This window comes from Hymenobacter psychrotolerans DSM 18569 (assembly GCF_900142395.1).
In the GTDB taxonomy this organism is placed as follows: Bacteria; Bacteroidota; Bacteroidia; order Cytophagales; family Hymenobacteraceae; genus Hymenobacter; species Hymenobacter psychrotolerans.
Window position 1 is genome coordinate 1 of record NZ_FRAS01000002.1, and the last position, 12,359, is coordinate 12,359.

Consider the following 12,359-nt stretch of genomic DNA (forward strand, 5'->3'; position numbering starts at 1 on the left):
GCGGGCGGCGGCCAGATTGCCGCCGAAAAAGCGGGCCGCCAGTAGCGCTGTGGTCAGCAGTTCAGCGTCGGAGAGGTGGCGCTTGTGCGGAGCCTGGGGACGCGTGGCGCGCAGAAAATCGTCGATGAAGCAGTACATTGCCACGGTCTGTTCTGTCATAGGAAGGGGGCTTGAAGGGGTCGAATACTTCAAACCTCGTCTTTCCCGTGCGGAACAGACTTTTTTTAGCGCCAACCTACTCCGCAACTTGGGTTTTTTACCATTCACTCACTCATTTACGCCGGGTACGGGCTTTGGCGCGGGCAGCTTTCACGGCTTTGGCGCCAGGGCGCGAGTCGCTGCCTTTTGTGGAGTTGGCCTTGCTGCCTTTTTTGCTTCGGCTAGGGCCTGCCACGAAGGGTCGGCCGGTGCGCTTGTCTATGGTCACGCCGGGCTTGATCCACTCCTTGCGCTCGTGGAAAGCCCCTTTGAACGTGGGGTCCTCGCGCTTGCGCCGTTCGTCTTTCTCGCGGTCCATGTCCTGCTGCTCCTCAAACATGGTCGGCATTACGGTCACTTCGGGCGGCAGCGGCACCAGCGGAATTTCCTGCCGGATCAGTTCCGCAATGCGCTCCATGTGGTGCATTTCGGCTTCGTTAGCGAAGGTGATGGCCGCGCCGGTGTGCTGGGCCCGCCCCGTCCGCCCGATGCGGTGCACGTAGTCGTCGTAGACCAGCGGCACATCGAAGTTAATGACGTGGCTCACCTGCGGCACGTCGATACCGCGGGCAGCCACGTCGGTAGCCACCAGAAACCGGATTTCGCCGGCCTTAAAGGCTTCCATGGCGTTGATGCGCACGTTCTGGCCTTTGTTGCCGTGAATAACGCGCACCTCGCCGTGGGCTTTGCGGTGCAGGAAGCTGGCCACATTGTCGGCGTGCTCTTTGGTACGCGTAAAAATCAGCACCCGATGGAACGTATCCCAGTCCAGGAGCAGGTACTCCAGCAGGTTGATTTTGGTGAGCAGGTTGGGCACCTGATACAACTCCTGCGTAACGGTTTGGGCCGAAGTAGCGGCCGGCGTGACTTCCACGCGCACCGGAAACTCCAGAAACTCCTCGCTCAGCACCGTCACCTTATCGGGCATGGTCGCCGAGAACAGCACGTTCTGCCGCTTGCTCGGAATAACTTCCAGAATGCGCCGGATCTGGGGCATGAAGCCCATATCCATCATCTTGTCGGCCTCATCCATCACCAGCGTCTTCAGCTCCTTCAGCATCAGGTCGCCACGCAGGTACAGCTCCAGCAGGCGGCCGGGTGTGGCAATCAGAATATCGACGCCCTGCGCAATGGTTTCGATCTGGGTTTTGGGCCCCAACCCGCCGTAGATGGCAAAAATGCGCAGGTCGGTGTTGGCGGCCAGCTTCTTGAGGTGGCTTTCCAGCTGCATGGCCAGCTCGCGGGTGGGAGCCAGCACGAGGGCGCGCGGATGGGTGCCTTGCGCGTACTTGACCTTCATGAGCAGCGGCAGCCCGAAGGCGGCGGTTTTGCCCGTGCCCGTCTGGGCGATGCCCAGCACATCGTGGCCGGCCAGCAGCAGCGGAATGGTTTGCTGCTGCACGGGAGTGGGCTCCGTGAAGCCGGCTTCGGCTACGGCCGTCAGCAGTTGCTTGTTAAGTTTGAAATCGGAAAAGGCGAGCGGCTGCGGCGTATCAGACATGGCAAAAGGGTATTACGAGAGGCAAAGGTACGGCTAATGCCGGCGGGCCATGCAGCCACGGCCATCTTGCCAGAAAAAAATACCCGGCAGAATTTGTAAATATGCTGTCAGGCGCTACTTTTGTTGCTCAATAGCACACACGGTAGATATAGCTCAGCTGGTTAGAGCGTCGGATTGTGATTCCGAAGGTCGTGGGTTCGAGCCCCATTATTTACCCTCTTTAAAAGCCTCAGGCATTGTGTCTGAGGCTTTTTCTTTGCCAACGCAGTAGGTTTTGAGCGCTCTGAAAAGCAGGGTTTGGGCCCGTGGTACCAAGAAAATCTACCCGACTACGGGAGGATTTGGATATTTGCGGCGTTGCAAGGCAACAACATAGTATAGGAATCACCTTTTTTCTCTCTTGAGTATGAGTTTGGTCGTTATCGGGTCCGTGGCGTTCGACGCGCTGGAAACGCCTTTTGGCAAAACCGACAAAATCATTGGGGGCGCTGCCACCTACATTTCGCTGTCGGCGAGCTATTCCGTGAAGCCGGTGAAACTGGTGGCCGTAGTCGGCGACGATTTTCCGCAGTCGGATATTGCCCTGCTGCAGCAGCACGGCGCCGATACCGAAGGCCTGCAGATCAAGCAGGGCGAGAAGTCGTTCTTCTGGTCGGGCAAGTACGCCACCGACCTCAACTCGCGCGAAACGCTGGTAACGGAGCTCAACGTGCTGGCCGATTTCGACCCCATTCTGCCCGACTCCTACCAGGACTGCAAGTACCTGATGCTGGGCAACCTCACTCCCCAGACCCAGCGCCTCGTTATTCAGCGCCTCGTCAACCGCCCCAAGCTTATCGTGATGGACACGATGAACTTCTGGATGGATATTGCACTGGAAGACCTCAAAACGACCATCGAAATGGTGGACGTGCTCAGCATCAACGATGAGGAAGCCCGCCAGCTTTCGGGCCAGCACTCGTTGGTGAAAGCGGCCAAGATTATTCTGGAAATGGGGCCGAAGTATCTCATTATCAAGAAGGGCGAGCATGGCGCGCTGCTGTTTGATAAGAAGCAGGTGTTCTTCGCGCCGGCCCTGCCGCTGGAAGAAGTATTCGACCCGACCGGTGCCGGCGACACCTTCGCGGGCGGCTTCATCGGCTACCTCGCCGCCACCGACGACATCAGCTTCGAGAACATGAAGCGGGCCGTAGTGCACGGCTCGGCCATGGCTTCGTTCTGCGTAGAGAAGTTCGGGACGGAGCGCCTGCTGAACCTGAGCCAGGAAGAAATTGAAGCGCGCGAGCAGCAGTTTGCCGACCTGGTAGCCGTGATGCCGGCTACTGTGGCCGCCTCGTAGCCGCTACCGCATTTGCACAGGAAAGCCCCGGCCATCAGGTTCGGGGCTTTTTCTTGCCCGGATTTTGCGCAACCCCACGGCCTGCTGGCGGGTAAAAGGAATATTCATCTACCCGTAAATCCCCACGGCCATGAGCATGAGCAAAAAAGAAACCGACCTGACGAACGACCAGACTTCTGTCAACCCGGCTGCCAATACCAAAAAGAAAAGCACGCAGGTGCAGAACCCGAACGTGAATAACGTATCCATCCGCGGCAACACCACGGACGGCAATTCATCGGGCGAAAACAACATTCCGCCCATCCGCAACAACCCACAGGGCAACAAGCCCATGTCGGTAGACGGCAGCCAGAAAGGCCCTGGCCGCAAAGGCGACTAGGTTTTTTTAGAAGTGAGACTGTAAGAAGTGAGAGGTGAGACCTTCGTTCTGGCAATACGCCAGTTGAACGGAAGTCTCACCTCTCACTTCTTACAGTCTCACTTCCAAGCTCAGGGCACTACGGTCAGGCGCACCACGCGGGTGTCCACGTCGCCGTTGTCGAAGAAGTCCTGTTCGAAGAGGATGGTTTTGTTGTCGAGCCAGCGCGGCTGGGTGCAGCCCCATTCCGTCTGCCGCTCCCACAGCAGCCGCAGCGTGCTGCCTTCTACCGACCACAGCTGCAGGCCGCTGGGCTCGTAGCGGGCCAGCACATCGGAGTTGCCGCACACGAAATGCCGGCCGTCGGGCGCAATGGCCGGCGGGCTCCAGACGCGGGTGCGGCGCCCGGTCCGCTGATCAACCAGCATAAAATAGCCGCCTTCGTACAGGTGCACCGCCACCAGCCATTGATGAATGGCAGGCAGGCTGGACAGGTATTCATAGCCGACGTTGGTATCGGGGTTTTCCGCGGGGTTGTTGCGTAGCTGCAGCGGCTTGGCTTTGCTGGGATACAGCCAGAGGGTATTGCCACTGCGGCGCACGGTTTTGCCCGCCGTCCGCAGGCGCTGCCGCTCTTCGGCCGCAAAGTCGAACGTCTCTTCCTCTTCAGCGGAGGCCGGCGTAGCGGGCAGCACCAGCGGCTTCGGTAGCCGCTCATACACTCCGCGCGACGCCTGATGAATGGGCAGGACCCGGCCCGGTACCTGCACCAGTGTATCGAGGTGGCCGAGGCGATAGATGCGTGGCGGCAGCGGCCGGGGCAGCCGGGGCGTGGGCGCCACCATCGGAACGCCGGGCTGGCTCCGTTCGGTGGGCCCGCGGAAAGAACAACTCAACAAAAGCACTGCCAGTGGCAAAACCACTACTAGTGCGCGAAGCCGGAACATGGGAGTAGAGATAAAACGCCGCGCTTAGAATTCCTGCTTCAACCAATTTTTGAAGCTGGCCTGCTGCTCCGCAGTAGCTTCCGGGAGCTTTTCAATCGTAATCTTCTGCCAGAACCGCTGGCCTTCCTGCGCGGTCAGTGGCACGGTCAGCAGCCGGTTCTGCCGGAACACGCTCACTTCGTAGTGCTGCTCGGGGCTGGTAGAGAGCAGGCTCTGCAGATTCATGTCCACGCGGCGCCCGTTCACGGCCACTATTTCGTCGTCTACGGTGAAGGCGGCGGCGGCCGGGGAGCCGGGCAGAATGTCCGTGACTTCCGTCCGCTCGTTTTTCACCACCGTCCGGAACCCGAACAGGCCTTCGGAAACCGACATATTCTCTTCGATGCGCAGCGTGCAACCCACAAAGCTCAGGGCCTTGTCCAGCGGCTCTTCCAGCGGCGCCGTGCCATAAATGAACTTGTCGAAATAGGCCGTCATGTCGCGCCCGGCCACGTCCATTACAATGCGGCCGTAGTCGTCCTCAGTATAACCAATGCCGGTTTTGCCGAATTCCTCCCACAGGCGGCGCATTACGTCATCGAGGCTGCGCTGGTGCTGGGAGAGGCGGCGCAGCGTAAGATCGAGCAGCAACGCCACCAGCGCGCCTTTGTGGTAGACCGATACTTTGCGGTCCGGAATGCCGGGCTTGTAGCCGTCCAGCCACAGATCCATGCTGGCATCGGCCAGGGACAGGTGGTAGCAGCCGTAGTCGTCGTAGTGCTTGCGTAGCACGGTGTTCAGCTCCGCGAAATACTGCCCGGCGGTGCGCACCTGGGCCCGGGCCAGCAGGTACTCGCCGTAGTACGTCGTGATGCCCTCCGCTATAAAGCAGGTGCGGAAGTAATTTTCCTTGGAGTAGTCGTAGGGCTGCATCTCGGCGGGCCGGATGCTCTTGATGTTCCAGGCGTGGAACAGCTCGTGGCAGCTGACGCCCAGCAGCTCCTTGTACAGGCCCTCGGTCATCAGCAGCTCAGCCGGGCCCAGCGTAATCACCGTGGAGTTGAGGTGCTCGACGCCGTGGTAGTGCTTATAGGGCAGAATCTGGTTGAGGAAGTGGTAATCCTGCGCCGGAAATGAGCCGAATAATGCCAGCTGTTCCGCGCTGAAGGCCCGGAAGTCCGTTACCAGCCGCTGCCAGTCCGGGGCGCACTCGCCCTGAATCCAGATGTAGAACGGCAGGCCCTGCACCTCGTAGTTGCGGTATTGCAGCGTGGGGCTGGCAATGAGCGGCGAATCGGCCAGGTGGTCGAAGCTCTGGGCCTGCAGCACGTTGGGGCCGCTCTGGGGCAGGCCGCAGGCCAGCTGCCAGCCGTCGGGCAGTTGGAGCTGCACCTGGCAGGGCTCGTGCTGGCGGCCTTCCACGTACATAAAGCCCTGCACCGGGTTCAGGTAGAGCTGGGTCTCATCGAGCCAGGAGCCGCCGGCATCCATCTGGTGCGCGTAGAAATTGTAGCGTACCTGCACCGTTCGGCCCTGCACTCCGCTCACTTCCCACCGGTCCTTCGTGAGCTTGCGCACGCCCAGCACTTCCTGCGAAGCGGCATCCACTACTTCCACGTGCTGCAGCTTCTGGGCGAAGTTCTGCAGCTCGTAGCGTCCTGGGCGCCACGCAGGCAGCTGCAGCTCCACGGTTTCGGGGCCGGCGGCGGGCACCTCGAAGGTCATGTGCAGCTGCACGTAAAAAGTAAGCGGGTTCTCGAACGAAACGTAGTAGTGAATCATAGCCGGAAGTAGGGGCGGAGCGGCGGCAAACCTGCCGCGAAGGTACGCCTATCCGGCCGAAAAAAGCGGATAGTACGCCGCCTTTGATACGGTAAAACAGCCTCTGCTGCTGACGTCAACGCCCTGAATTTTCAGTAGATGACCGGTGGGTGCCACGGAAAAAGCAACCGGAGACTTTGGCTTTTCCAACTCAAGCTCTTACCTTTGCCGGCCCTACCTGTAATTGAGTCACCAGACATATCATGAAACGTACTTTTCAGCCTTCGCAGCGCAAGCGCCGCAACAAGCACGGGTTCCGCACCCGTATGGAATCCGCTAACGGCCGCAACGTGCTGGCCCGTCGTCGTGCCAAAGGCCGCAAGCGCCTGACCGTATCCGACGAAGGACGTCATAAGCGCTAAGCCGCTGTCGACGGCTGTGGCCGTGCCCACCGACTCATCTCCGATGCCGGTGGCACGCTCCTACTCGTTTCCGAAAGAAGAACACTTGTGTCGAAAGAAGCTCATTGAGCAGCTTTTCGGCCGGGGTTCTTCTTTTGGTTTATACCCGTTGCGGCTGATCTGGCTGCCCGTCGAAGCGCGCACTGCTGCGCCCCCGCAGGTGCTGGTGAGCGTGAGCAAGCGCAGCTTCAAGCGCGCCGTAGACCGCAATTATTTGAAGCGCCTGCTGCGCGAAGCATACCGCCTCAACAAGTACCGCCTGACAGAAGCCGAAGGAGGCCATGCTGTCGGGCTTTTGGCAATTATCTATACCGGCAAGGAAAAAAAGCCTTTCACGCTGGTTGAAAAAAAATTAATTTCAGGGCTGGAGCGTTTGCTGACCGACGCAACCCCGCAAGCAGGGGAGGCGTCTGCTTCGTAGGGTCGTTTATCTGCTCCTTTCCCTGTCTATGCGCAACAAGTCTATACTGGCCGGTACCCTCCTTGGTGGGGCTGCGCTTCTGGTTTCCTTCCGCTCCGATAATGAGCGGTACTTCGAAATCGCCAAAAACCTGGACATTTTCGCCACTCTTTTCAAGGAGGTGAATACCTACTACGTGGACGAGGTGCCGCCAGCCAAGCTGGTAAAAACCGGCATCGACGCCATGCTCAAGTCGCTGGATCCGTATACCAACTACATTCCGGAAGATGATATCGAGGATTTCCGGACGCTCACGACGGGCCAGTACGGCGGTATCGGGGCGGTAGTGGTGAAGCGCAACGGCAAGACCGTGGTGCAGGCTGCTTACGAAGGCTATCCGGCGCAGAAAGCCGGCCTGCTGCCCGGCGACGAGATTCTGACCATCAACGGCGTCAATGTTGAGAAGAAGAACAACGCCGATATCAGCAAGCTGCTGAAGGGGCAGGCCAACTCCCAGGTGAAGCTGATGGTGACGCGCTACGGCCAGGATGCGCCGGTAGCCATCGACATTACGCGCGACAAGATTCAGGTGGAGAACGTGCCGTACTACGGTATGCTCACCAACGACATCGGCTACTTCCAGCTTTCCGGCTTCACGGTAGAGGCCGGCAAGGAGGTGCGCATGGCCGTAACGAAGCTGAAGGAGCAGGGGGCCAAGAAAATCGTGTTCGATATTCGGGACAATCCGGGCGGCCTGCTCAACGAGTCGGTGAATATTGCCAACCTGTTCCTGGACAAAGGCCTCGACATCGTGAGCACCAAAGGCAAGGTGTCGGACTGGAACAAGACCTACAAGGCCCTGGACGTACCGCTCGACACTCAGATTCCGGTGGTTATCATCACGAGCAACCGCTCGGCCTCGGCCTCGGAAATCGTATCGGGGGTGCTGCAGGACTACGACCGGGCCGTAGTGGTGGGGGAGCGGACGTTTGGCAAGGGCCTTGTGCAGGCGACGCGGCCGCTGAGCTACAACTCGCAACTGAAGGTGACGACAGCCAAATATTACATTCCGAGCGGCCGCTGCATTCAGGAAATCGACTACGCGCACCGCGCTGACGACGGCACGCTGGGCAAAGTGCCGGACTCGTTGCGCACGGCGTTCAAAACGCAGGCTGGCCGCACCGTGTATGATGGCGGCGGCGTGGCGCCCGACGTGGAAGTGCAGGAGCGCGAAATTGCGGACATCACGCGGGTGCTCATCCAGAAAAGCTACCTCTTCGACTACGCCACCCGCTACCGCTCCGAGCATGCCAGTATTGCGCCGGCCCGACAGTTTAAGCTCACGGATGCCGAGTACGCGAAGTTCACCGACTACCTGAAGGGCAAGGACATCAGCTACAGCACCAACGCCGAAAAAGCCCTCACCGACCTCACCAAAAAGGTGAAAGACGAGAAGCACTACGACGACGTGAAAACCGAGCTGGAAGCCATGCGCCGCAAGGTGAGCACCAACAAAAGCAACGACCTGACCCGCTTCAAGCCCGAAATCAAGGATTTGCTGGAGCAGGAAATCGTGTCGCGGTACTACTTCCAGAAGGGCCAGATTGAAGCCACCTTCGACGATGACCCCAACATCCTGATGGCCATGAACGTGCTCAACGACCCCAACCGCTACGCCGCCTTGCTCAAACCCGGCGGCCACGCCGCCAGCAGCACCAAGGGCGCCGGCACGGCGAAGTAGAAATTGAAATCCGGCGGTATGCACCGCTCTATGAGCACGGCAGCTTCACATTGAAGCTGCCGTGTTTTTTATTTAGATGGGCGGTTTTAGTCCCTGTACGCAGCCCTGGCAGATTTACTGGAGCCTGTTTGTGACCTGCACCTCTTTCCGGACTGTGGAAGACGGATTAGTACATTCATAGCAGATGAGGTAGTTATTACCTTTGCCCTATGCCTAGCCTCATCCTTTCCCTCGAAACTTCCTCGCCTGTTTGCTCCGTATCGCTGCACCGCGCAGATGATGGCCGGCTGGTGGGGCAGTCGGAGCTGCGGCTGGAAAAGTCGCACTCCTCGCACCTGAGTGTGCTCATCAGCCAGCTGCTGGAAAACACGCTGCACACGCTGCCGGATGTGGCGGCCGTGGCCGTGAGCGACGGCCCGGGCTCCTACACGGGGTTGCGGATTGGGGCGGCGGCGGCCAAGGGCCTGTGCTACGCGCTGGACATTCCGCTGGTGGCCGTGAGTACGCTGGCGGCGCTGGCCCGGCAGGTAGCCGCTGTGACGGTGCCCACCACCGACCTGCTGCTGTGCCCCATGCTGGACGCGCGCCGCATGGAAGTCTACACCGCGCTGTACCGTCCTGATGGCACGGAAGTGCTGGCTCCCACGCCCCTGATTCTGGACGAAGCCGCACTGACCGAACAAATGGCCCACCACCGCTTGTTATGCTTTGGAAACGGCGCGGCTAAGTTCCAGCCGCTCGTTCAGGACCAGCCTTCCGTAGGGTTTCTGGCCGGCATCGAGCCCTCGGCAGTAGCTGTGGGGGCGCTGGCGGTAGAAGCCTACAAGCGGGCTGATTTCCGGGACGTGGCCTACTACGAGCCGTTTTACCTGAAAGAAGTGTATACCACCACCCCGAAAGCGAAGTAAAGCCGAACAGGCCTACTGCACCTATAGATCATGGAAGATACCCTCATCAACCGCGTCGCTACCAGCGCCCTCACGTCGCTGAATCTGGAGGAGTTGCTGCACCCCGGCGAGCGGGTCGTGTACGACATCAAGGACAACCTGTTTCACGGCCTGATGCTGCGCGAAAAAGACCTCCGCGAGTTCGTGAAAACCCACGACTGGAGCCAGTACGACGGCAAGAACGTGGCCATCATCTGCTCCGCCGATGCCATTGTGCCTACCTGGGCTTATATGCTGCTGGCTTCCAAGCTGCAGGGGCACGCCCACCGCTACGTGTTCGGTGATTTGGCAGCGCTGGAGCAGGAGCTGTTTCAGGAAGCCATTGCCAGCATCGACGCCGAGCAGTACCGCGACGCGAAAGTGGTGGTGAAAGGCTGCGGCGAGAAAGAAGTGCCGACTTACGCCTACGTGGCCATCATGCAGAAGCTGCTGCCCGTAGTGAGCAGCGTGATGTATGGTGAGCCGTGCAGCACGGTGCCGCTCTACAAGCGCCCCAAAACCAGCGCGGCGTAGCCCCCATTCCTTGCCCAACTATTTGAAGGCCCGGCAGTGTACCTGCCGGGCCTTCGTGCGTCTGGGTGGCCTTGGAAAGTGCGTATCGTTGCGCATACGCCGCTTGGCGTAGCGCGTTTGTGCATCTTTGGCCGCGAAAACCTCTAGTCCATGCCTCAAGCTGCCCCCGTCTATAAAATCAGTGTCCTGACCGGTATATCCATTGTAGTGGCCAATATGGTGGGCACAGGCGTATTCACGAGCCTGGGGTTTCAGGTGGTGGACATCAAGTCCGGGTTTGCGCTGCTGATGCTGTGGGCCGTGGGCGGACTGGTGGCGCTGTGCGGAGCACTCAGCTATGGCGAGCTGGCGGCGGCGCTGCCCCGCTCGGGCGGCGAGTACCACTATCTGTCGCGCATCTACCACCCGGCCGTGGGGTTCTTATCGGGCTGGGTATCGGCTACGGTGGGGTTTGCGGCGCCCACGGCGCTGGCGGCTATGGCGCTGGGCAAATACGCGGGCAGCGTATGGCCGGGGCTGCCGCCGCTGCTGTTGCCGGTGGCCGTGGTGCTGGCCCTCACGGCGGTGCACGCAACCAGCCGGCAGGCCGGCAGCCGCCTGCAGGTACTCGTGACGGCCGTGAAGGTGCTGGTGCTGGTGGCGTTTATCGGGGTGGGGCTGGTGGTGGCGGTGCCACAGGGCCTGTCGTTTGCGCCCACGGCGCTGGCCGGGCAGGAGCTGTTGAGTCCGGCGTTTGCGGTGTCGCTGGTGTATGTGTCGTATGCTTATTCGGGCTGGAACGCGGCGGTGTATGCCACCGGCGAAGTGGAGGAGCCGCAGCGCACCCTGCCGCGCATCCTGCTCACGGGCACGGCGCTGGTCATGGCGCTGTACGTGGCGCTCAACTTCGTTTTTCTGTACTCAACGCCGCTTAGTCAGCTGGAAGGGCAGGCCGAAGTAGGCTTTATTGCGGGTACCCAGCTTTTCGGCGTAGCAGGCGGCCTGCTCATGGGCGGCCTGATTGCGGCCCTGCTGGTGTCCACTATCAGCGCCATGATTTTTGCCGGGCCGCGCATTGTGCAGGTAATGGGCGAAGATTTGCCGCCGCTCCGGCCGCTGGCCCATCTGAGTCCGGCGGGCATTCCGGTGCGGGCCATGCTGCTGCAAACCGGCCTCACGCTGCTGTTTATCGTCACGGCTACCTTCGAGCAGGTGCTACTCTACGCGGGCTTCGTGCTCAACCTGTTCACGTTCCTGACGGTGCTGGGGCTGTTTGTGCTGCGCTGGCGCCAGCCGAATCTGCCGAGGCCTTACCGCGCCTGGGGCTACCCCGTTACGCCGCTGCTGTTTCTGGCCCTCAGCGCCTGGACGCTCTGGTTCATCATCCACGACAAGCCCACCGAGTCCCTCTACGGCCTGCTGACGGTGCTGGCCGGCCTGGTGCCGTATGCGCTGAGCCGCCGTCGGGCGTAAAGCATTCTGTCCCTCTTGTTGCTGTTCTGCTATGCTTGCTTCCCTCGCTGCCCGCTGGCACCGTCTCACGGCTCCGCTGCTCCCGGATGAAGGCCGTCGTACCGCCATGCTGGAGCAGTTGGTGGCCGCCTATCAGGCTCCCGGCCGGCACTACCACACGCTCACGCACATTCAGGCGCTGCTGGAAGCCACCGATACTGCCGCCGACCAGCTGCAGGACGCGGTGGTGGTAGAGCTGGCCGTGTGGTTTCATGATGCCGTGTATGAGCCGCTGCGCTCCGATAATGAAGAGAAAAGCGCCGAGCTGGCCTGCGAGTTTCTGGCTGCCACATCTCTCTCCGCCGTGCAGCAGGAGCGGGTTGCCTTCCTGATTGAGCGCACCAAAGACCACACCCTGCCCCAGCCGCCCGACGATGCTGACCTGCTGTTCTTCCTGGATGCCGACCTGGGTATTTTGGGCGCTCCGGAGGCGCGCTACCAGGAATACGCGCGGCAGGTGCGGCAGGAATACCGCATGGTGCCGGGCATTTTGTACCGCCGGGGCCGCCGCAAAGTGCTGGAGAAGATGCTGGCTGCCCCGGCCCTTTACCGCACCGCCGACTACCACGCCCGCCTGGAAGCCGCCGCCCGCCGCAACCTGCAACAGGAGTTGCGGGACTTGTAAGCCCGGTCCGACGCTGAGGCGTCCGACTGGTCGTCATGCACACCATCCGCCCGAGGCCACCTAAGCCGTAGCAACAGATGCACTATTGACTGGTCTGC

At 60.6% G+C, this 12,359-nt stretch carries 12 protein-coding genes, 1 tRNA gene and 1 pseudogene; 10 read left to right on the plus strand and 4 right to left on the minus strand.

Translation table 11 applies throughout. The features are described 5' to 3' along the window. Both BUE15_RS22680 and BUE15_RS02820 read right to left on the minus strand, forming a co-directional pair. Positions 1-159, minus strand: a pseudogene (locus BUE15_RS22680) (IS982 family transposase); the annotation flags it as partial. 112 nt (positions 160-271) lie between these two features. Continuing rightward, a complete protein-coding gene (locus tag BUE15_RS02820; RefSeq protein ID WP_073281197.1) occupies positions 272-1,699 on the minus strand; it encodes a DEAD/DEAH box helicase in 1,428 nt (475 codons plus the stop codon). Positions 1,700-1,841: 142 nt separating this feature from the next. Between BUE15_RS02820 and BUE15_RS02825 the strand changes: the two genes are divergently transcribed. From BUE15_RS02825 to BUE15_RS02835, 3 genes are all read left to right on the plus strand, one after another. Then, positions 1,842-1,915, plus strand: a tRNA-His gene (locus BUE15_RS02825). A 190-nt stretch (positions 1,916-2,105) separates the two neighbouring features. After that, complete coding sequence (locus tag BUE15_RS02830; RefSeq protein WP_073281198.1) at positions 2,106-3,038, plus strand: PfkB family carbohydrate kinase; 933 nt, start codon at positions 2,106-2,108, stop codon at positions 3,036-3,038. A gap of 136 nt (positions 3,039-3,174) precedes the next feature. Further along, positions 3,175-3,417 (plus strand): hypothetical protein, encoded by a 243-nt coding sequence (locus BUE15_RS02835; RefSeq protein ID WP_139252103.1) that lies wholly within the window; start codon positions 3,175-3,177, stop codon positions 3,415-3,417. A gap of 110 nt (positions 3,418-3,527) precedes the next feature. On the opposite strand, the gene BUE15_RS02840 is transcribed toward BUE15_RS02835, so the two are convergent. Both BUE15_RS02840 and BUE15_RS02845 read right to left on the minus strand, forming a co-directional pair. Then, positions 3,528-4,292, minus strand: coding sequence for a hypothetical protein (locus tag BUE15_RS02840; RefSeq protein WP_139252104.1), 765 nt, complete (start codon positions 4,290-4,292; stop codon positions 3,528-3,530). A gap of 75 nt (positions 4,293-4,367) precedes the next feature. Further along, positions 4,368-6,104, minus strand: a complete 1,737-nt coding sequence (locus BUE15_RS02845; RefSeq protein ID WP_073281201.1) for a M61 family metallopeptidase — start codon at positions 6,102-6,104, stop codon at positions 4,368-4,370. A gap of 242 nt (positions 6,105-6,346) precedes the next feature. Between BUE15_RS02845 and rpmH the strand changes: the two genes are divergently transcribed. The 7 genes from rpmH (at position 6,347) to BUE15_RS02880 (ending at position 12,261) form a co-directional block, all read left to right on the plus strand. Continuing rightward, on the plus strand, positions 6,347-6,505 hold the full coding sequence (gene rpmH / locus BUE15_RS02850) for a 50S ribosomal protein L34 (protein ID WP_073281202.1): 159 nt from the start codon (positions 6,347-6,349) through the stop codon (positions 6,503-6,505). Between the two features lie 49 nt (positions 6,506-6,554). Then, entirely contained in the window at positions 6,555-6,965 is a 411-nt protein-coding gene (locus tag BUE15_RS02855; RefSeq protein ID WP_244535859.1) for a ribonuclease P protein component, read from the plus strand. Positions 6,966-6,993: 28 nt separating this feature from the next. After that, the gene (locus BUE15_RS02860) at positions 6,994-8,685 is read left to right on the plus strand and encodes a S41 family peptidase (RefSeq protein WP_073281204.1); all 1,692 of its coding nucleotides are present in this window, start codon (positions 6,994-6,996) and stop codon (positions 8,683-8,685) included. Positions 8,686-8,894: 209 nt separating this feature from the next. Continuing rightward, positions 8,895-9,593, plus strand: a complete 699-nt coding sequence (tsaB, locus tag BUE15_RS02865; protein WP_073281205.1) for a tRNA (adenosine(37)-N6)-threonylcarbamoyltransferase complex dimerization subunit type 1 TsaB — start codon at positions 8,895-8,897, stop codon at positions 9,591-9,593. A gap of 30 nt (positions 9,594-9,623) precedes the next feature. Further along, positions 9,624-10,145 (plus strand): DUF2480 family protein, encoded by a 522-nt coding sequence (locus tag BUE15_RS02870; protein ID WP_073281206.1) that lies wholly within the window; start codon positions 9,624-9,626, stop codon positions 10,143-10,145. A gap of 150 nt (positions 10,146-10,295) precedes the next feature. After that, positions 10,296-11,597: an APC family permease gene (locus BUE15_RS02875; RefSeq protein ID WP_073281207.1), complete on the plus strand. Its 1,302-nt coding sequence runs from the start codon at positions 10,296-10,298 to the stop codon at positions 11,595-11,597. A gap of 31 nt (positions 11,598-11,628) precedes the next feature. Beyond that, the gene (locus BUE15_RS02880) at positions 11,629-12,261 is read left to right on the plus strand and encodes an HD domain-containing protein (protein ID WP_073281208.1); all 633 of its coding nucleotides are present in this window, start codon (positions 11,629-11,631) and stop codon (positions 12,259-12,261) included. Positions 12,262-12,359 lie beyond the last annotated feature (98 nt).

What these genes read in the sequence shown, in the direction of transcription:
- BUE15_RS02830 (WP_073281198.1), top strand. Translation starts at nt 2,106, where the DNA reads ATGAGTTTGGTCGTTATCGGGTCCGTGGCGTTCGACGCGCTGGAAACG.
- BUE15_RS02845 (WP_073281201.1), bottom strand. Translation starts at nt 6,104, where the DNA reads ATGATTCACTACTACGTTTCGTTCGAGAACCCGCTTACTTTTTACGTG.
- BUE15_RS02875 (WP_073281207.1), top strand. Translation starts at nt 10,296, where the DNA reads ATGCCTCAAGCTGCCCCCGTCTATAAAATCAGTGTCCTGACCGGTATA.
- BUE15_RS02835 (WP_139252103.1), top strand. Translation starts at nt 3,175, where the DNA reads ATGAGCAAAAAAGAAACCGACCTGACGAACGACCAGACTTCTGTCAAC.
- tsaB (WP_073281205.1), top strand. Translation starts at nt 8,895, where the DNA reads ATGCCTAGCCTCATCCTTTCCCTCGAAACTTCCTCGCCTGTTTGCTCC.
- rpmH (WP_073281202.1), top strand. Translation starts at nt 6,347, where the DNA reads ATGAAACGTACTTTTCAGCCTTCGCAGCGCAAGCGCCGCAACAAGCAC.
- BUE15_RS02870 (WP_073281206.1), top strand. Translation starts at nt 9,624, where the DNA reads ATGGAAGATACCCTCATCAACCGCGTCGCTACCAGCGCCCTCACGTCG.
- BUE15_RS02860 (WP_073281204.1), top strand. Translation starts at nt 6,994, where the DNA reads ATGCGCAACAAGTCTATACTGGCCGGTACCCTCCTTGGTGGGGCTGCG.
- BUE15_RS02880 (WP_073281208.1), top strand. Translation starts at nt 11,629, where the DNA reads ATGCTTGCTTCCCTCGCTGCCCGCTGGCACCGTCTCACGGCTCCGCTG.
- BUE15_RS02820 (WP_073281197.1), bottom strand. Translation starts at nt 1,699, where the DNA reads ATGTCTGATACGCCGCAGCCGCTCGCCTTTTCCGATTTCAAACTTAAC.